The sequence below is a fragment of the Mycetocola sp. Y791 genome (genome assembly GCF_059445325.1).
The window spans coordinates 99,804-117,858 of the sequence record NZ_JCAIUC010000003.1 but is presented as its reverse complement, the minus strand read 5'-3'; the positions used below and the strand labels follow the sequence as shown (position 1 = coordinate 117,858).

The window sequence follows — 18,055 nt, the reverse complement described above, 5'->3', positions numbered from 1 at the left end:
TCGTACCCGGATCCAGCCGCCGCTGTCGCGCCACCGGTTAGTGGAGCTTGATGGTTCCGCCATCGACCATGAGGGTCTGGCCGGTGATGTAGCTGGCGTCGTCCGAGACGAGGAACGCCACGGCGGGGGCGACATCGTTCCCCGGGTGGCCGAAGCGACCGAGCGGAATCTTGCCCAGCGTCGTGTTGTAGAGGTCAGGGAAGGCCTCAGACCATGCCTGCACCCCCTCCGTCATCGCCATTGGGCAGACGACGTTGACCCGGATGCGGTCAGGAGCCCACTCGTTTGCAACAACCCGGCTCAGCCCGCGAATGGCCTCCTTGGCCGAGGCGTACGCTCCCTGGGTCACCTGCCCGTCCAGTCCGGCACCCGAGCCGAAGTTCACGATCGAGCCCGACGTCTTCTTCAGCTCGGGGTGAGCGGCACGCATGAAGTTGATGGTGGCGCGCAGACCTGTATTGAAGGACAGCTCCCACATCTCAGCGGTGAGTTCGAGGAATGGGGCCTGGCGGGACGCGTGCGCGTTGTTGACGAGGGCATGGAGCCCACCGAAGTGCTCAACCGCTGCGCCGACCGCCTTCTCAGCGACGGCGGAGTCGGAAACGTCCCCCTGCAGGAAGTACACCGAGTCACCGAGATCCGCGACGAGCGCCGCCCCCGCATCCTGGTTGATGTCCACCGCGACGACCTTCGCACCGCGTTCAACGAACGTGCGGGTGATGGCTCCGCCGATTCCGGATGCCCCACCGGTCACGATGACTGTCTTGTTCTGCAGTTGCATAGCTGTGTCTTTTCTTTCGTTTTCGCACCCGTCCGGCGCTCGGGTCGTCCCGGCACGAACCATTTACTGTCTTTGGGACAGTATATGTCGCCCGCCTCCACACGAGTTCTGGGGCATGTGGGTGCAAATGTCACCCGACGGACGAAAGGCTCTACTGCGCGCGAACCTGACGCTGTTGTCTGGGCAGGTGCCCGGGAGCTTCCGAGTGCGCGGCTAAATCGCGCGCTTTCACCGCGAGCGGGCGCATAGATGTCTCACACGAGACCAAACACTGAATGGAGACACAATGGCTGAATCCGACGGAACATTCCTGTACATCGGCACTTACCCGAACGAGGCTGACGCGCGCGCTGACTATGGTGTCGTCAAGGACCTGCACAAGGACGGCGCGGTCGGCACATACGACGCCGCGGTCGTCACCAAAGATGACAAGGGCAAGGTGCACGTCAATAAGGACGAGCAGGCATTCCGCCACGGCGGCTGGGGCGGTGCCGTAGCCGGTGCTGTGGTTGGACTGCTGTTTCCCCCGGCGATCATCGGCACCGCAATCGTCGGTGGAGCGATCGGAGCGGTGACAGGCCACCTGTGGCGCGGCGTCTCGCGCTCAGACGTCAAAGAGCTCGGCGAGGCCATCGACTCAGGCGAGGCGGCATTGCTCGTCGTCGGTGAGAGCAAGCTCGAAGACGCGATTGCAAAGGCCGAGCTGAAGGCTGAGAAGAAGGTTGCGAAGCGGCTCGGTGTGAAGAAGTCCGACATCGACGCGGCGGTCAAGGAAGCTGCCTCAGAAATCAGCTGAGCGCAGTCCCACACCGAGAAGGCCGGTCGCCCACAGCGGCCGGCCTTCTCTGCGCTTCGGTTATCGTGCGCGCCGATGATTGTGCGCTCCGGTGGCACCGCCCATCCCGCGGCGTCTAGCTGCAGCAGGATGAAGCGGATGCCTCCGGCGCAGGGCCGCAGGATGAAACGGATGTCTCGGCGTCAGGGCCGCACCCGCCAGCCGGAGCGGGTGACACGCACACCCCGGTCTCGGGCAGCACGAGTTGCACCTGACGGGCGGCACCGTGGTTGCCCGCAAGCTCATCGGCGATGGAGCGCACCTGTTCGTAACCGGTCACAAGAAGGAAGGTCGGTGCGCGACCGTAGCTTTTCATCCCGGCGATGTAGAAGTTCGGTTCCGGATGCGCGAGTTCGATAACGCCGTGCGGGTAGACAGTGCCGCAGCTGTGCATGTTGGGGTCGATCAGCGGGGCGAGGGCGCGAGGGGCTTCAACGATCTCGTCCAGTGACAGCCGGATCTCACGCAGCATCTCAAGGTTGGGGCGGAAGCCCGTCGCGTTGACGACCCGGTCGACCTCCACTCTCGTCTTCTCCCCCTGCCGGCGACCGACCACGGCAACACGGTGGTCACCGGCTGGCTCGAGGTCATCGATTTCGAACTGGTCGATCAGCGTGACCCGCCCCTGGCGCACCAGGTCATGTACCGAGCTGCCGAGCTGGCCGCGCGCTTCGAGCTCGTCGTTCTCCGACCCGTACGCGCGAACCGGGCTTCGTCCGCGGATCGCCCAGCTGATCGTCGTGTCACTCTCCTCCTTCGCGAGGGCGGCCAGTTTCAGCAGGGTATTCGCTGCTGAGTGGCCGGCTCCGACGACGAGCGCGTGTCTGCCCGCGAAGCGATCCCGGTCAACCCCGAGGACGTCAGGCAGGGCGTGGCTGAGGTGTTCGCGGATGCCATCGATGCCAGCAGGCGGAAGTCCACTGGCGGTGAGCCCGTTGGGGGTGCTGTAGGTACCGGAGGTGTCGATAACCGCTCGCGCAAGTTGTTCTGTGGTTGTGTCGCCGGTGCGAATCCGGAGCAGGAACGGGGTGGTGCTGCGTCCGGTGGAGCGGGTTCGATCCATCCCCTGCCGACTGACGTCCGTCACGGTGCTGTGGTAGCGGATCCGTGGGGCGAGCTCCGCGGTCGCAGCCAGAGGCAGCAGGTACTCCTCGACCAGTTCCCGGCCAAGAGGCAGCTTTTTCGCGGCAGGCGCGTGCCACTCGGTTCTGTCGAGGAACCGACCGGCGGCCTCGTCGACGAGGTATTCCCACGGCGAGAACAGCCGGGTGTGACCCCACGCGGTCACAGCGCTGCCGGCGGTCTCCCCCGCCTCGAAAACAACGACGTCGATCCCGCGCTCGAGCAACTGTGCGGCGGCGGCGAGGCCGACCGGTCCCGCACCGATGATGGCTACGGGCAGGCTGTCGAGTTTCCGTGAGGACGGCATGGTCAGGGTGGGGAGTTCTGCGATAGTCATGGTTTTTCGTTTCGTTACTGGCGCGCGGAGCCGGTGGGCCCGTACCTAGGCCTTCGTCGGGAGGATTTCAGAGAGCAGCTGCTCGATCCGGGCTTTGATGTCGTCGCGGATCGGACGGACGGCCTCGATGCCCTGTCCTGCCGGGTCGTCGAGCTCCCAGTCTTCGTAGCGCTTGCCGGGGAAGATCGGGCAGGTGTCGCCGCAGCCCATCGTGATCACCACGTCGGAATCTTTGACGGCATCCGTTGTCAGGACCTTGGGGATGTTGTCGGCGATGTCGATGCCCTCTTCGGCCATCGCCTCGACCGCGACCGGGTTAATCTGGTCTTTCGGCTCCGAGCCGGCAGACAGCACGTCGACCTGCCCGTTGGACAGCGCGCGCATGTAGCCGGCGGCCATCTGTGACCGGCCCGCGTTGTGGACGCAGACGAACAGTACTGACGGTTTCTCGCTCATCAGGGTCTCCTTGTATCGGGTGTGTGTTCAGACCCGGTCTGCGACCGGAAGTTCAGGATGGATCGGGAGGGTGTCTTTCGCAGGGAACATGCGGGGGCGCAGCCACAGCGCGACATAGACGAGGGCCACGAGCACGGGCACTTCGATCAGCGGGCCGACGATGCCGGCGAGTGCCTGGCCGCTCGTGGCGCCGAACGTTCCGATCGCGACGGCGATGGCGAGTTCGAAGTTGTTGCCTGCCGCTGTGAACGCGAGCGTCGTTGTGCGTTCGTATGACAGCCCGATGAGCTTGCCGAGGACAAACCCGATGACGAAAGTGACCGCGAAGTACACCAGCAGTGGCAGGGCAATGCGGACAACGTCGAGTGGCCGGTCGATGACCTGATGGCCCTGCAGCGCAAACAGCATCACGATGGTGAAGAGGAGTCCGTACAGGGCAAACGGTCCCACCTTCGGCAGGAACGTGCTTTCGTACCAGCCGCGACCCCGTGTGGCCTCGCCGAGCCGACGCGACAGGTATCCGGCGACCAGTGGAATACCGAGGAAGACGAGAACGCTCAGTGTGATTGCCCACAGTGAGAACGACGCGCTCGTTGTCGCCAGTCCGAGCCACGACGGCAGGATCTGGAGGTAGAACCAGCCCAGGCCGGAGAAGGCGATGACCTGGAACACCGAGTTCACGGCAACGAGGAACGCGGCGGCCTCCCGATCGCCGCACGCCAGGTCGTTCCAAATCAGGACCATGGCGATACACCGCGCAAGCCCGACGATGATCAGGCCCGTGCGGTACTCCGGCAGATCGGGCAGAAAGGCCCACGCGAGAGCGAACATCAGCGCCGGCCCGACCAGCCAGTTCATCACCAGCGACGAGACCAGCAGCTTTCGATCACCGGCGACCGCACGAGCATCCGAATATCGGACCTTCGCCAAAACCGGGTACATCATCACCAGCAGGCCGATCGCGATCGGCACGCTGACCGAACCAAGGGAGAAGCCGTGCAGGGCTTCTCCGAACGCGGGGACGAAAACCGCGAGCGCCAGTCCCAACGCCATTGCGGCGAGGATCCAGACCGGGAGGAACCGATCAGTTGTGCCGAGAGACGCGGGCTTCACCGGGACTAGAGACATGAAGCTCCGTGACTGATAGATTGATGTACGTCGATGTACTCATCGTGACCCATGCATTGATGCATGTCAATCTAGGGAGTTTGTTCGGATGACGCTTACCGAGTCGCTGCAGATCACCGATCTCAACGCGTGCTGCACTCCGATCACGCGCGAGCCGATGGATGCCGACAGGGCGGAAAAACTCGCCCGCTCGCTGAAGGCTCTGGCTGATCCCGCACGGCTGCGTTTGCTGTCGATCGTGGCGTCACACGAGGATGCCGAAGCGTGCGTCTGCGACCTGACTGAGCCGCTTGGCCTGAGCCAGCCCACCGTCTCCCACCACCTCAAGGTGCTCGTCGACGCCGGCTATCTCCACCGCGAAAAGCGCGGAACCTGGGCCTACTACAGCCTGACACCCAACTCGCTCGCGTCGGTATCCAGCCTCATCAGCGCACTGTGACGATGACAGCTCAGCCCACCGCCGACCGCCGGGCCGTCCTTCACCGACGGGTGCGGTGGATCGTGGGGTTCACGATCGCGTACAACGTCATCGAGGCGATTGTCGCCATCACCGCCGGGGCGATCGCGTCCTCTGCCGCGCTCATCGGGTTCGGACTCGATTCGGTCATCGAGGTCCTCTCGGCGGCAGCCGTCGCGTGGCAGTTCACCCGCCGCGACCCGGAGCGGTGGGAGAAGCCCACGGTCCGGGTGATCGCCATCGCCTTCTTCGCCCTGGCCGCGTACGTGATCACCGACTCGGTGCTCTCGCTCGCGGGCGTGGAAGATGTCGACCACAGCCCCCTCGGAATCGCCATTGCGACAACCAGCCTCGTGGTGATGCCCGCTCTCGCGTGGCTCGAACGCCGGACGGGCAGGGAACTCGGATCCGCCAGCGTGGTCGCTGACTCCAAGCAACTCCTGCTCTGCGTCTACCTGTCAGCGAGCGTCCTGCTCGGCCTGTTGCTCAATACTCTTCTCGGCTGGGAATGGGCGGATGCTGTCGCCGCGTTCGTTATCGCCGGCTTCGCTATCCGCGAGGGAATCGAAGCGTGGAAGGGCGAGGTCGAGTCGCCGTTCGATGTGCTTTCAGATGACGACGCCGAGGACGCTGCCGCAGCACCTCGCCGGTGAGCCGCCCCCTCCCGACTCAGCGGCGGGTATTCGCGGCTGGGCCGTCGACGAGAAGCGTCGCGAGCTTGTCCAGGCACTGATCCAGGCCGGCCTGCGACCCATCGCGCGCCTCCTCGACCGTGTAGCCGTACTCGGTGACGCTCAACCGGCTGCCGCCTTCGCCCACCGACTCAAACGTCACGACATGCGGGACCGTGTCAGGAACCCCCGCGGGGATGCCGACATCGGCCGGGCTGATCGCCTCGCCGTTCGCGTCAGTAAACCGCATCTCGAACTCGAGTCGATTCGGAGGGTCGACGAGCGTGTAGGTCCAGGTGTTGAACATGTCTCCGCCGCCGAACTGCGCCGGCGCGCGCATTGCAACCAGTGAGACCCCGCCGACCCGGACATCCAGATTGGCGACCGGACATGTGAAACCGAGCGGACCCCACCACTGCATCAACAGCTCGGGCGTGGTCCAGGCGGCGTAGGCGGAGTCCACCGACACCGGAAACTCCCGGGTCACCCGCACCTCGAATGTGGATGAAGAGTTGCCCATGATTCGTCCCCTTTAACTATCATGATCGTAGTGAAAAACGGTACCACCACCGTCTCGCAGTGTGAAGGGTTCTGATGAAGCGGACGAAGGGCAAATCTCACTGCCCCATCAATTTCGGCCTTGAGGCGTTCGGAGATCCGTGGTCACTTCTCGTGATCCGCGACATCGTCTATTTCGGCAAACGCACCTTCACGGAGTTCTCGGACTCGGACGAGGGCGTTGCTCCGAGCGTGCTGACCGCGCGTCTCGTCGAACTGGAGGCGAACGGCATCCTGAACCGAACCCCGGATCCGGGCGACGCCAGGCGCGTCGTTTACACGCTCACGGAGAACGGACTCGCCCTGATTCCAATCCTGCTCGAGATCGCGAACTGGAGCGCCGGGGTCGATGCCGACACCGACGCCCCGCCGGAGTGGATTGAGGCCGTCAATCGCGACAAGGCCGCTATGACGGAGCTGATCATCACGACGGTGCGCGCCGGCGGCAGCATCTTCGTCGGCAGCGACAGCGTCGTTGCGGCATTATCCGAGTCAGCCCAGACCTAGCCATTCGTCGCCCGCGCCGGGACGGCCTGGATTAACGGTGAGGCGACGGGACGGCCGGCGCGAAGCCCGCCAGCACCTTGAGAACCTCTTCGGTGAGCGCATCGTGGACAGTGGATGCCCACACGCAGTTCCTGTGTTCGCGAAGCAGCCAGTCCATGGCGTCGTCCTCGCTCATTCCCACGTCATCCCAGTTGATGCCCGGGTTTGCGAACGTCGCGGGCAGACCGGTCTCGGGCGAGATGATGACGGCGCCGAGGTGAATCGGCTCTTCCACGTTCGGCGGTGTCCACAGAAGTTCGGCATCACCGTTCCGCTCTTCGTCGTGCATGTGCCACGCGTCGCCGGAACCGGTCCAGATCTGCGGCTCTGCGTGCCCGGGGACGGTAACCCGGAACACCTTGAAGTCTGCCGGCGTGAATCTCTCCCAGTCCTCGGGTTCGAAACTGGCCGCGGAGAGTTGCGCGGTGGTCGCACCGGCCTCGAAGAGGTCTACGGCGTCAAAAATGTCCTCGTCGACCATTTCGATACAGGCGTGAACCTTGGCGACGAATTCAGACATCCAGTTGAGGAGTTCCTCGGTGGTCTTCTCGTCCCAGGGCGTGCCGTCAAGCGGAGGTCCGTCGTGGCCGCCGACGTGAAGGTGCCACTCGACGTCGTCATCGGTCGACTCGACGTGCATGGCGATGTCGCCGATTTCAATGAACGTGAGGGTGACTTCCTCGTCCTCGAGCCACCGCGCGTGGAGTGTGGGCGCCGGGAGCGAGGCCGGGTAGGCGGAGACCAGTTCCGGAACGTCGGGAAGCAACAGCTCCGCCTCGAGAGTCACTGCATCTTGCTCGCTAGCCATTCATCGACCTTTCCACCATTCATCTTCGCAGCAATGACGGATGCCCGTTGACTCGGCGAGATGGCAGGGCATCCTGTCACGCCAGGCGGTGCAGTGCCTGTGCCACTCGGTGGGTCGCGCCATTGCTGCCGGGCAATACCCGCGGATAGTGTGCGAGGGCGCCGGGGGGCCAGCGGTTTCAGGGGATTCAGCGGGACGCCCGACTCACCTCAACGCGGGCGTGCATCGCGCGCTCGTGATCGATCAAAGACGATCAAGGAGTTTTGATGCGTAAACATCTGTCCAGGAGGCTGGGAGCACTCGGCCTCGGAGCGCTGGTGGTGGTGACAGTCGCCGTCTCACCGGCCTACGGGGCCAACCCGGCGGCACCGGTGCCACCGGCGGGGCTCACGGGCCTCGAGCCCACAGGCGCGGATATGCCGACCGTGGGAGGCAACCTCGGAAATCAGCACTACTCCGGCCTCACCAAGATCAACAAGCGGAACATTGACAAGGTGGGGCCCGCCTGGCGCACCCACGTCTCGGGCGTAGCGCCGGCATCCGACGATGTCGGCCAGCAGACCACGCCCATCGTCGTCGGCGGCATCATCTACCTCGACACACCCAGCGGCGGCGTGATCGCCGTCGACGGCAAATCCGGCGCGTCCGTGTGGAAGTGGGAGCCAACCGCCTACGGAACCGCCGACACCCGACGCGGGGTCTCCTCCGGCGAGGGCAAGATCTTCACCATGGCAGCCGACGACCGCATCGTCGCCCTCGACCAGGCCACCGGCCAGGAAGCCTGGGTTGTGCAGCCTGCCGGTCCGAACGGCGAATCGCTGGGCAACTTCGACCGGGTTGCCACGGTCTATCACAACGGCATCGTCTACGCCCACGCCGCGAACGGCGACCGCGCTGCGGTCGTCGGACTCGACGCGAGCGACGGCAGCTATCTCTGGCACTTCTTCGGCGGGCCGGACCGCGGCACCGTCTACACCGACGTGAACGGAAATTCGGTCGACGCCGGTGCAACCTGGGGACCCGTCACGCCCGAGGGCGTTGACTGCCCGCTCGTTGGCGGGTCAACACCATGGATTCACGGTGCCGTCGACCCCGAACTGAACATGTACTACATGACGTTCGGCAACGCGCGGAGCTGTAACTCCTCGCAGGATGGCTCCCAGCGTCCAGGCGACAACCTGTTCTCCAGCACCATGGTCGCCGTCGACGCGACCTCCGGCGCATACAAGTGGCACTACCAGTCCATCCGGCACGACGTGTGGGACATGGACAACGTGCACCCGCCGACACTCGCGAACGTGAAGTACAACGGCGCCGTGCGCAAGGTCCTGTTCTACGGCAGCAAGTCCGGACACCAGTTCGTGCTCGACCGCACGAACGGCAAGCCTGTCCTCCCCGTGACCGAGAAGCCGATGATCACCGACTCCCGTCAGAACCACGCCGAGACCCAGCCGTTCCCCGAGAGTCGCCTGCTGCCGGACTGCCTGGTCTGGGAGAAGCTCGATCCGAAGAACATCCCGGGTGACCCCTGGCGGGCTGTCCCGAACTACAACGGTTACCAGCCCGACGAGGACGGCAATCTTGTCTTCAACCCGGACAGCTACGTCGCCGCAGACGAGCCCTTCCTGACCTACCCGGAGGGATACCCGTCGGATCACCGCGAGGGCTGCATGTACGACCCGCAGTGGGATCTGCCGATCCTCTCCACCACCAGTCAGAACGGTGGAGGTGACTGGTCGAACAACGCGTACAGCCACAAGACCAACCTCGTGTACTTCCCGTACGGTACCAACCCGGTCGCGCACTGGAACGGCGCCGGCGCAAACGGCCAGCGTGCAATGGGCCAGTACCAGACCGGCGGCATCCTCGCCTACGACGCATCGACCGGAAAGGTTCGCTGGCAGAACCACCTCGGCACCGACATGTCGCACGGCCAGGGGCCGCTGGCAACGGCATCCGACCTGCTCTTTGCCGGACAGATCGACGGTCGACTGCTGGCCATGGATTCCTCGAGCGGGGATGTTCTCTGGGACTTCCAGACCGGTTCGGGCATCGCGTCCGCTCCGATCACCTACGAGGTTGGCGGCGAGCAGTACGTCGCTGTCTTCGCAGCGGGGTCGACCAACCCGTACGGCGCGTCGGTCACACAGGGTGACTCGCTGTGGGCGTTCAAGATCGGCGGCAAGTACACCACCGAGTCCGGCAGCCAGGAAGGCCCGAACACGGCACCGCTGTCGATCCGTCGTCCGGTAAACGGAAACGCGGTCGAGGGTGCGACGGTGGACAACACAGTCCTTCTCGCTCGCACCAGCCGCACCGATGACACCGCGGCGTCGCAGGACAGCGTGTCGCAGAGCGCCATGCAGCCCACCCGGCTGCGGGTGCCCGTCGGCACAACGGTCACCTTCAAGAACCCGGGGGCAGAGACGTTCCCGAACTTCCCGAACCTGAAGCCGCACTGCGCGACGCAGTTCTTCGAGGGAGAGTTCAACGCGAAGCTGGCACCGGGTGAAACCTACCAGCACACGTTCGATCGAGCCGGTGAGTATTACTTCAACGACTGCACCGACCCACGGCCGACCGGAATGATCGAGGTGTATCTCACACCCCAGGACACACCGGGCGCCGCCTCCTTCATACCGAGCACGCTCAACCTCGGTGCGAGGACCGGGATGTTCACGGATGTCGATGGCAAGGTCGGTGCGTACTTCAGGTTGCCTGCAGGCCACAGGTACGAAAGCGGGGCCGTTCTACTCGCTCCGCTCTCGACCACACCGGTGACCGCCGCGAAGGTGACCGACTTCAAGAACCACCTGTTCATACAGTTCAATAAGGCGGATCTTGATAACAACGTGCCGGAAGGCAAGGTCCCACTGACCCTTGTGGTCAATGTTCTCCATAAGGGGGTGCAGAAGCAGATCACGTCGACGGTGACGGTGAGGATCGTCAAGTAACACGACTCCCCCGGCACCACTGACCGCCTCCGACGGTTCGGCCTCACCAGCACGGTGAGGCCGAACCCGAGGAGGCGGTTCGGCGTGCAGGCGGTGTCGGAAGCCTTACGGCATCCGGAATGCCCGAAGTTCAAGACGGCGTTCGACGGCCCGCGCGGCCTCCTGGATGTGGACAGCGGCCCCATCGACGTCGAAGTCGTTCGCTGGCCCGCACAGTGAGATTGCCGCGATCGCACCGCTTCCGGGCACCGAGATCGCGCTGGCCACCCAGGTGAGGCCCGGGACGGACTCGCAGACCGCGGTCGCCACCCCAGCGGCAGGGGCGAGGACGGCCGTTCCCAGTGCGCTGGACTGCAACGGCACACTCGCGCCGATCCGGGAAACATCCGCAGGAGCGCCCCTGCCACGCATAATCGCGATGCAGACCATCCGGTCGCCGTCGGGGATTGCCAGGTGGACGGTCTCGCCCGTCGTGGTCCGCAGGTCGGCCATGACCGTCAGGGCCGCGGACCTCAGCTCGCGCGGGACCTCTGCCAGCTGGCCGAGCTCGAACAACCGAAGGCCGAGGTAGATCAGCTTGCCCTCGCGCTCCAGATAGCGCTGCCGGACAAGCCCGGAAACGAGCCGGGACACCGTGGACTTGGGGAGGCCGGCGCGCGCAGCAAGTTCAGACAGGCCGAGGCCCTGATCGTCGTCGAACGCCTCGAAGATGATCGTCATCCGATCGAGAACGCCGAAGAGTTCATCCCGGCGGCCCGTCTCCCCGGCCATGCCGCTACAAGGCGAGACGTTGGGAGAGGAGGCGAGCGGCGTGCCTGACGAGCGGGGCCATCCGCTGTGGATCCATGTCGGCGACAGGTCCGGCCACCGAGATCGCGGCCACCGGTCGGCGTTGCGGTGAGAGAACCGGACTCGCGACGCCGACGACTCCCGGAAAAGTTGCGCAGCGGTCGATCGCGACGGAACTCGTGCGTACACTGGCGAGCTCCCGCTCGAACGCGTCCCGTGCGCTGCGATCGAGTCCCCTGATGATGTGCCCGAGCTCGGATTCATCCTCCGAGAACGCCAGCACAGCCTTGCCCAGAGCCGTCGTCGCCGACGGCACCCGAACACCGGCGCGCGACGGTGCCGGTCGCAGGCGTCCCTGTACCGAGATCACCGACACCATGTCGCGCCCATCCTGGACAGCGACGTTCAGGTGCTCACCCGTCGCGTTGAACAGTTCGGCCAACACCGGAACGGCGGCCAGGCTGAGCCGGCGAGGTCCACTCGCTCGCGCGCCGAGCTCGAAGAGCCTGAGCCCGATGATCACCCCATCGTCGGTCCTGGCCAGGTACCGCTGCCGCACCAGATCCCGGACCAAACGGGAAACCGTTGACTTCGGAGTGCCAGTGGCGACGGCGATTCGGGTAATCGACGTCGACCCGTCTGACTCTCGGACGGCCTCCAGAATGGCGATGATGCGGTCGAGTACCGATACCGGCTCGTCCCATCGACCGCTGCGCATGTGTCCAGTATGTGACGGCGCCCAGAGCGCGGCAAGGATAGAGAGAACAGAGCCGAACGATGGCCCACTGAGTGGATCATCGCCGTTAAAAAGAGCCCGCACCCGGCGATACCGGGTGCGGGCTCCTGTTGTTCGGATGCTTGTGCGAAAGGTCAGACAGCGCAGAAAGGCTTGATGCCCATGGCACTCTCAAGGCCGGAGAGCACGTGCTCCTTGAACATGTCGTCACCGGCAATCGGCGCATCCGTCCACACCGCCACGTCATGGCCGAGCGTCGTCAGGAAGGACTTGCCGCCGTCGTAGTACTGGCACCAGCTGACGGCGTGCTGCTCACCGTGTCCCGGGTGGCCGGTAGCGCGACCGTTGAGGCTCGTCTTCGGGTCGACCTCGAGCAGCACGTTCACGTAGCTCGGGTACGGAACGAGGTTGTACCACTCGTCGGTGAATGCCCACTTGCGCGGCATGAACTTCGTCGACACGTCCTTCTTGTTGATCGTCTCGATCGTGCCCGGGCGGTTCGGGGCGTGGTCGTAGAAGTTGGCTCCACCCAGCAGGCCCTCGTACCACTCCCAGTGGTACTCGGCACCGAAGGCGTTGTGGATGCCGACGAAGCCGCCGCCGCCACGCACATACTGCATCAGGTTCGTCTGGGCGGGGTCATCGAGGGTGTCGCGGTTCGAGCCAAGGAAGACAACGGCCTGGTAGGAGCTCAGGCGTGAGAAGCTCGCGAGGTCTTCGGTGTAATCGGCCTGAATGCCGCGTTCAGCGGCCCAGGCTTTCAGTCCGGCCTGCGCCACATTGTCTGCGTTCAGCGGCGGGTTCAGGCCTGGGCCGAGTGGCGTGCCCAGGTGCGCGTGACGGGGGCCCGCCGTTCGGCTCCAAATCAGGATGCGTTTTTGCTCACCCTCCTTCCAGCCGTTTCCCCATTCGTTGTAGCAGCTGGCGTCGGTCCCACGGCAGACACCGTAGTCCTTGATCTCATCCAAATAGATCGAATCAGCGGTCGTCGGCTTATTGCCGTTTCCGTTTCCGTGTCCGTGCCCATTTCCCCGTGCGTCGGTGGCGACGGTTCCCGCAAGAACGAGGCCCGCGCTGAGCGCTGCTGCTGCAGCGATGGCGGTTCCAGAACTCAGCAACTCCTTGAACGATTTCATGTGATCTCCCTTGATCGGTCGTGCAATGCCCTCCGGGTCCTCAGCGCGATCGCCGCCGAAGAGCGATGCGTGCCGCAGCCAGTGGAGTCCGGGCCCGGTTGCTGCGAATGTAGGCTCACCCGGCCCATGGGGCAATGCTGGTTCCGCCCAGTAAGCCGCCGCGTCGCATCCGCAGTGCTTCTGAACACCCGCGTGCCGACACGACGTCGGTTCGACGGGCAGATTCGTACCCTGTTGCGCCGACCGCCGTCAAGACGTGTCTCACGGAGAGGCCGCGGCGTATCCTCGACTGTCACGGGAGCCTGACCAGGGTCGACCCGGTGCCGCAACGTGCACGCCTCTCACCGCAAGGAGCAACGATGACCGACCAGCCCGGAATTCCTGACGCCGAGTCGATCTCGCCCGACGCCCGCACGATCGCGATCCTCGGCGCCGGCGGTGACCTCACCGAGCGGCTGCTGCTGCCGGGACTTGCTCGCGTCTCCGAATCAGCTCGCGGGCTGGAACTCACGCTGATCGGAGCCGCCAGGACTGCCCAGAGCGACGACGAGTGGCAGTCCCTCGTGCGTCGCAGCCTCGAGGACGCCGGAATCTCGGCCGGGACTGTCGACGAACTGTCCGCTCGTGCACGATTTGTTCAAACGGATGCGTCTGATCCGGACGAGCTGAAAGCCCTGTTGGACGCCTGCCCAACGGCACCGGTGCTCTACATCGCACTTCCGCCAGCGATGGGTCGCCGGGTCGCGGAGGCGCTCGCCGCAATAGACCTCCCCGATGACCTCGTCGTGGCGATCGAGAAGCCGTTCGGTGAGGACCTCGACGATGCCCGGGCCTTGAATGAGGCGCTGGCGGCCGTGATTCCCGCCGACCGGTTGTGGCGCATCGATCACTTCCTCGGAAACGCGACCGTGCTCGGGATGCTCGGCCTCCGTTTCGGAAACCGCCTGCTCGAAGCGTCCTGGAGTGCCGAACACATCGAGAAGGTCGAGATCGTCTACGACGAAGTGCTTGGGCTCGAGGGTCGGGCTGCTTTCTACGACCAGACCGGTGCGCTGCGCGACATGCTGCAGAGCCACCTGCTGATGGTGCTCGCCCTCGTCGCCATGGAACGGCCCGACGAGATCACCGCGAGTGACGTGCACGAACGGATGGCGGAGGTCCTGGGCGTCACCCGCATCTGGCGTGACGACCCGACCTCGGCTCGCCGGGCACGCTACACCGAGGGACGCGTGGACGGGAAACTGTTCCCGTCGTACGTCGATGAAGCCGACGTCGATGGCGACCGCGGCATTGAGACGCTCGCTCAGGTGCTGCTGCAGATCGACACACCCCGGTGGAAGGGCGTGCCGTTCGTGCTGCGCTCGGGCAAGGCCATCGGCAATCCCCGCGCCGAGGCGGCGGTGCACTTCCGCGCTTCGACGCCTCCCGCCGGGTTCCGCGGCGCGAGTACGGATACCGGCACTGTGTTGCGGATGTCGCTCGAGAACGGTGACGTCGACCTGGATCTGTTCGTCAACGGCGCCGACGACGCCGCGGAGCTACGACGCGTGACCCTTGAGGCGCGCCCCGGCGAGCCTGAGCTTGACGCCTACGCCCAGGTGCTCGCGGGCATCCTGCAGAACGACACACTGCTCTCGGTTCGCGGTGACATCGCCGAGCAGTGCTGGCGCATCGTCACCCCGGTGCTCAACGCCTGGCAGTCGGGCGAGGTTCCCCTGGAGGAATACCCGGCCGGAAGCAGCGGGCCGGACGGCTGGTGACTCTCCACGCGTCGGACCAGCCGAACCCTGGTCGCGCCGGGTAGTTTCGGGCGGAGAATCGCAGGGTCCAGCCGCCTATCGGGCATGGACCCCCGGATCTGCCGCCCGAAACAACGGTGAGTGTCAGGTGTGGGCCGGGTCCGGCCGTCGGCGGTCGCTATCGTGCGGCGGGTGCCAGTCCCCGCACCCGGGCCCTGGTTGGGTAGTTTCGGGCGGAGAATCGCGGCGTCCAGCCGCCTATCGGGCATGGGCCCCAGATCCACCGCCCGAAACAACTGTGAGTGTCGGGGGGTTACCGCGGCGCGCCGGGTCCGGCCGTCGGCGGTCGCTACCGTGCCACGGATGCCGGCGGGAAGCGGCGGGCCGGACGGCTGGTGACTCCCCACGCGTCGAACCAGCCGAGGCCTGGTTGGGTAGTTTCCGGCGGAGAATCGCAGCGTCCAGCCGTCTATCGGGCGTGGTGCCCAGGATTTGCCGCCCGAAACAACTGTGAGTGTCGGGGGGGTTACCGCGGCGCGCCGGGTCCGGCCGTCGGCGGTCGCTACCGTGCCACGGATGCCGGCGGGAAGCGGCGGGCTGGACGGCTGGTGACTCCCCACGCGTCGAACCAGCCGAGGCCTGGTTGGGTAGTTTCCGGCGGAGAATCGCAGCGTCCAGCCGTCTATCGGGCGTGGTGCCCAGGATCTACCGCCCGAAACAACCGTGAGTGTCGGGTGGCTGCTGCGGGGCGCCGGGTCCGGCCGTCGGCGGTCGCTACCGTGCGGCGGGTGCCGATGGCCGGCACCGAGCCCTCGTAGTCGCAGCCGAGGCCTGTGCGCACCGGGCTGTTTCGGGCGGAGAATCGGAGCGTCCACCCGCCTATCGGGGATGGACCCCCGGATCTGCCGCCCGAAACAACGGTAAGTGTCGGGTGACTGCCGCGGTGGGCCGGGTCCGGTCGCCGGCGGTCGCTACGGTGCGGCGGATGCCGGCGGGAAGCAGCGGGCCGGAAGGCTGGTGATTCTCGTCGCGTCGGACCAGCCGAGCCCTGGTCGCGCCGGGTAGTTTCGCGCGGAGAATCGCAGCGTCCAGCCGCCTATCGGGCTTGGAGCCCCAGATCCACCGCCCGAAACAACTGTGAGTGTCAGGTGTGGGCCGGGTCCGGCCGCCGGCAGTCGCTACCGTGCGGCGGGTGCCGCGGGTGCCGGCCGCCGCAGCCGAGGCCTGGTTGGGTAGTCTCGGGCGGAGAATCGCAGCGTCCAGCCGCCTATCGGGCATGGGCCCCCGGATCTGCCGCCCGAAACAACTGTGAGTGTCGGGTGGCTGCTGCGGCGCGCCGGGGCCGGCCGTCGGCGGTCGCTACCGCGCGGCGCGTGCCGGCGGGAAGCCGCGGGCCGGACGGCTGGTGACTCCCCACGCGTCGAACCAGCCGAGGCCTGGTTGGGTAGTTTCAGGCGTGGGCCGGCTCCGGCCGCCGCAGCCGAGGCCCGGTTGGGGCAGTCTCGGGCGGAGAATCGCAGCATCCAGCCGCCTATCGGGCATGGACCCCCGGATCTACCGCCCGAAACAACGGGCGAGGGTCGGGGGGCTGCTGCGGCCCGCCGGGTCCGGCCGTCGGCGGTCGCTACGTGCGGCGGGTGCCGATGGCCGGCACCGAGCCCTCGTAGCCCTAGTTGGGTAGTCTCGGGCGGGGAATCGCAGCGTCCAGCCGCCTATCGGGCATGGACCACCAGATCTACCGCCCGAAACAACGGGCGAGAGTCGGGTCGATGCGCCAGGCCTCGATCCGTCAGCGCATCCCGAGTTGTGACTCGAGGACCTGGGCCGCCGCCCCGCGCAACACGAATTCCGGGTCGTTGCGGCGAACCTCGATCTCCAGGCCCTCGACGATTGCCGGGCGCAGGCGGGAGTGCACGCCGGCAACGACGCCCGCGGCGAAGGGCCCTTCAACGAGCTCGGCGGGACCGACCACAACGACCACGTTGATGTTCAGCATCAGCACGATGGGCGCGAGCGCCTCGCCGAGCATGCGGCCGGCGGGTTCAAGTACTGTCGTGCCGGAAGCCGCGACCCGCCGCACGAGGTGAGGCGCACCGACCACCACGTCGAGGCACCCGCGGCGGCCGCACCGGCAGAGGGCGCCGTCTGCATCGACAGTCAGGTGAGCGATCTCGCCAGCGGCGAACTGCTCACCGAGGACCGGTGCACCCCCGATGAGGACAGCGGCACCGACACCGTTGTCGAGCGCGACCACGATGGCGTCTCGCCCCGCCCACTTCTGCGACCGGTTCAGGCCCAGCGCCAGCAGGTTGACGTCATTGCCGACCACCGCAGCAACGCCGGTCCGGCTGTAGATGGTTTCCGCGAGGGGAACATCGCGCCATCGCAGCCGGTCCGCCACGTGGACCTGCCCGGTGTCATCGACCAGGCCGGGCGAAGCCACTCCGATGCCGACAACCTGAGCGGTGGTCCGCTCGATGAGCACGTTCGCGAGGTCGACGGCGTGCTCGAGCGCGTTCTCACCAGCAGCGTCGCCGATATCCACCTGCACTCGATCGACGATAACCCCGTCGAGATCGACGGTCGCACCGATAAACAGATCGTCCTGAGTCAGATCCAGCACGACCGACACGTTGCCCGCGGCATTGATGGCCACTCGCGAGGCAGGCTTGCCAACCCGGGCCTCGGCGACGACACCCAGATCCTCGACGGTGCCGTCATCCACCAGCTCTGCGACCAGCGCACCGACCGTCGGCGTCGACAGGCCGCTGAGCCGCGCGAGCTCCGGCCGGGACTGCGGCCCCTTCTCGTACAGCAGGCGGCGGATGACCGAGAGGTTGTGCTGCCGCGTCATCTGGATCGCCGCCCCACCGGACGTCGGAGACGGACGCCGCAGCGCGCGCAACTCCGACGGGGTCAGCGACAGGATGCCGGTGGCCGGGTTCGCTTGCTCACCGGGGTTCTGCACGTCTGAACCTGCGTCCTTCTTTTCCCTCGATTGC

The 18,055-nt window shown here is 65.9% G+C and carries 16 protein-coding genes; 6 read left to right on the top strand and 10 right to left on the bottom strand.

Annotated features, from left to right (window positions below):
• Positions 1-37: 37 nt before the first annotated feature.
• The gene (locus AC1C2N_RS09585) at positions 38-781 is read right to left on the bottom strand and encodes an SDR family NAD(P)-dependent oxidoreductase (protein WP_495433829.1); all 744 of its coding nucleotides are present in this window, start codon (positions 779-781) and stop codon (positions 38-40) included.
• Positions 782-1,067: 286 nt separating this feature from the next.
• Here AC1C2N_RS09585 and AC1C2N_RS09580 point away from each other — a divergent pair, with 286 nt between their 5' ends.
• Positions 1,068-1,577 carry a DUF1269 domain-containing protein gene (locus tag AC1C2N_RS09580; protein ID WP_483403907.1) on the top strand — a complete coding sequence of 170 codons (510 nt, stop codon included), beginning with the start codon at positions 1,068-1,070 and terminating at the stop codon, positions 1,575-1,577.
• A gap of 115 nt (positions 1,578-1,692) precedes the next feature.
• Here AC1C2N_RS09580 and AC1C2N_RS09575 read toward each other — a convergent pair whose 3' ends face one another.
• The 3 genes from AC1C2N_RS09575 to arsB are packed head-to-tail and all read right to left on the bottom strand — an operon-like array spanning position 1,693 to position 4,659.
• Entirely contained in the window at positions 1,693-3,075 is a 1,383-nt protein-coding gene (locus tag AC1C2N_RS09575; protein WP_495433828.1) for an FAD-dependent oxidoreductase, read from the bottom strand.
• Between the two features lie 45 nt (positions 3,076-3,120).
• The gene (locus AC1C2N_RS09570) at positions 3,121-3,531 is read right to left on the bottom strand and encodes an arsenate reductase ArsC (RefSeq protein ID WP_495433827.1); all 411 of its coding nucleotides are present in this window, start codon (positions 3,529-3,531) and stop codon (positions 3,121-3,123) included.
• Positions 3,532-3,558: 27 nt separating this feature from the next.
• Entirely contained in the window at positions 3,559-4,659 is a 1,101-nt protein-coding gene (gene arsB / locus AC1C2N_RS09565) for an ACR3 family arsenite efflux transporter (protein ID WP_495433826.1), read from the bottom strand.
• An 88-nt stretch (positions 4,660-4,747) separates the two neighbouring features.
• Here arsB and AC1C2N_RS09560 point away from each other — a divergent pair, with 88 nt between their 5' ends.
• Positions 4,748-5,098: an ArsR/SmtB family transcription factor gene (locus tag AC1C2N_RS09560; RefSeq protein WP_495433825.1), complete on the top strand. Its 351-nt coding sequence runs from the start codon at positions 4,748-4,750 to the stop codon at positions 5,096-5,098.
• A gap of 2 nt (positions 5,099-5,100) precedes the next feature.
• Entirely contained in the window at positions 5,101-5,769 is a 669-nt protein-coding gene (locus AC1C2N_RS09555; RefSeq protein ID WP_495433824.1) for a cation efflux transmembrane domain-containing protein, read from the top strand.
• Between the two features lie 16 nt (positions 5,770-5,785).
• On the opposite strand, the gene AC1C2N_RS09550 is transcribed toward AC1C2N_RS09555, so the two are convergent.
• Positions 5,786-6,307, bottom strand: coding sequence for an SRPBCC family protein (locus AC1C2N_RS09550; RefSeq protein WP_495433823.1), 522 nt, complete (start codon positions 6,305-6,307; stop codon positions 5,786-5,788).
• A 74-nt stretch (positions 6,308-6,381) separates the two neighbouring features.
• Here AC1C2N_RS09550 and AC1C2N_RS09545 point away from each other — a divergent pair, with 74 nt between their 5' ends.
• Positions 6,382-6,852 carry a winged helix-turn-helix transcriptional regulator gene (locus AC1C2N_RS09545; RefSeq protein WP_495433822.1) on the top strand — a complete coding sequence of 157 codons (471 nt, stop codon included), beginning with the start codon at positions 6,382-6,384 and terminating at the stop codon, positions 6,850-6,852.
• 31 nt (positions 6,853-6,883) lie between these two features.
• On the opposite strand, the gene AC1C2N_RS09540 is transcribed toward AC1C2N_RS09545, so the two are convergent.
• A complete protein-coding gene (locus AC1C2N_RS09540; protein ID WP_495433821.1) occupies positions 6,884-7,699 on the bottom strand; it encodes a hypothetical protein in 816 nt (271 codons plus the stop codon).
• A gap of 266 nt (positions 7,700-7,965) precedes the next feature.
• Between AC1C2N_RS09540 and AC1C2N_RS09535 the strand changes: the two genes are divergently transcribed.
• On the top strand, positions 7,966-10,653 hold the full coding sequence (locus tag AC1C2N_RS09535) for an outer membrane protein assembly factor BamB family protein (RefSeq protein WP_495433820.1): 2,688 nt from the start codon (positions 7,966-7,968) through the stop codon (positions 10,651-10,653).
• Positions 10,654-10,758: 105 nt separating this feature from the next.
• Here AC1C2N_RS09535 and AC1C2N_RS09530 read toward each other — a convergent pair whose 3' ends face one another.
• From AC1C2N_RS09530 to AC1C2N_RS09520, 3 genes are all read right to left on the bottom strand, one after another.
• Positions 10,759-11,424, bottom strand: coding sequence for an IclR family transcriptional regulator (locus AC1C2N_RS09530; RefSeq protein ID WP_495433819.1), 666 nt, complete (start codon positions 11,422-11,424; stop codon positions 10,759-10,761).
• 4 nt (positions 11,425-11,428) lie between these two features.
• Positions 11,429-12,160 (bottom strand): IclR family transcriptional regulator, encoded by a 732-nt coding sequence (locus tag AC1C2N_RS09525; RefSeq protein ID WP_483403896.1) that lies wholly within the window; start codon positions 12,158-12,160, stop codon positions 11,429-11,431.
• Positions 12,161-12,312: 152 nt separating this feature from the next.
• Positions 12,313-13,314 (bottom strand): ThuA domain-containing protein, encoded by a 1,002-nt coding sequence (locus tag AC1C2N_RS09520; protein ID WP_495433818.1) that lies wholly within the window; start codon positions 13,312-13,314, stop codon positions 12,313-12,315.
• A 359-nt stretch (positions 13,315-13,673) separates the two neighbouring features.
• Here AC1C2N_RS09520 and AC1C2N_RS09515 point away from each other — a divergent pair, with 359 nt between their 5' ends.
• A complete protein-coding gene (locus tag AC1C2N_RS09515) occupies positions 13,674-15,074 on the top strand; it encodes a glucose-6-phosphate dehydrogenase (protein ID WP_495433817.1) in 1,401 nt (466 codons plus the stop codon).
• Between the two features lie 1,768 nt (positions 15,075-16,842).
• Here the strand turns inward: AC1C2N_RS09515 and AC1C2N_RS09510 are convergent.
• Entirely contained in the window at positions 16,843-18,021 is a 1,179-nt protein-coding gene (locus AC1C2N_RS09510) for an ROK family protein (protein WP_495433816.1), read from the bottom strand.
• Positions 18,022-18,055: the final 34 nt, after the last annotated feature.

Excerpts from the sequence above, each read along its gene's own strand:
- AC1C2N_RS09585 (WP_495433829.1), bottom strand. The coding sequence starts at position 781 with ATGCAACTGCAGAACAAGACAGTCATCGTGACCGGTGGGGCATCCGGA.
- AC1C2N_RS09580 (WP_483403907.1), top strand. The coding sequence starts at position 1,068 with ATGGCTGAATCCGACGGAACATTCCTGTACATCGGCACTTACCCGAAC.
- AC1C2N_RS09575 (WP_495433828.1), bottom strand. The coding sequence starts at position 3,075 with ATGACTATCGCAGAACTCCCCACCCTGACCATGCCGTCCTCACGGAAA.
- AC1C2N_RS09570 (WP_495433827.1), bottom strand. The coding sequence starts at position 3,531 with ATGAGCGAGAAACCGTCAGTACTGTTCGTCTGCGTCCACAACGCGGGC.
- arsB (WP_495433826.1), bottom strand. The coding sequence starts at position 4,659 with ATGTCTCTAGTCCCGGTGAAGCCCGCGTCTCTCGGCACAACTGATCGG.
- AC1C2N_RS09560 (WP_495433825.1), top strand. The coding sequence starts at position 4,748 with ATGACGCTTACCGAGTCGCTGCAGATCACCGATCTCAACGCGTGCTGC.
- AC1C2N_RS09555 (WP_495433824.1), top strand. The coding sequence starts at position 5,101 with ATGACAGCTCAGCCCACCGCCGACCGCCGGGCCGTCCTTCACCGACGG.
- AC1C2N_RS09550 (WP_495433823.1), bottom strand. The coding sequence starts at position 6,307 with ATGGGCAACTCTTCATCCACATTCGAGGTGCGGGTGACCCGGGAGTTT.
- AC1C2N_RS09545 (WP_495433822.1), top strand. The coding sequence starts at position 6,382 with ATGAAGCGGACGAAGGGCAAATCTCACTGCCCCATCAATTTCGGCCTT.
- AC1C2N_RS09540 (WP_495433821.1), bottom strand. The coding sequence starts at position 7,699 with ATGGCTAGCGAGCAAGATGCAGTGACTCTCGAGGCGGAGCTGTTGCTT.
- AC1C2N_RS09535 (WP_495433820.1), top strand. The coding sequence starts at position 7,966 with ATGCGTAAACATCTGTCCAGGAGGCTGGGAGCACTCGGCCTCGGAGCG.
- AC1C2N_RS09530 (WP_495433819.1), bottom strand. The coding sequence starts at position 11,424 with ATGGCCGGGGAGACGGGCCGCCGGGATGAACTCTTCGGCGTTCTCGAT.
- AC1C2N_RS09525 (WP_483403896.1), bottom strand. The coding sequence starts at position 12,160 with ATGCGCAGCGGTCGATGGGACGAGCCGGTATCGGTACTCGACCGCATC.
- AC1C2N_RS09520 (WP_495433818.1), bottom strand. The coding sequence starts at position 13,314 with ATGAAATCGTTCAAGGAGTTGCTGAGTTCTGGAACCGCCATCGCTGCA.
- AC1C2N_RS09515 (WP_495433817.1), top strand. The coding sequence starts at position 13,674 with ATGACCGACCAGCCCGGAATTCCTGACGCCGAGTCGATCTCGCCCGAC.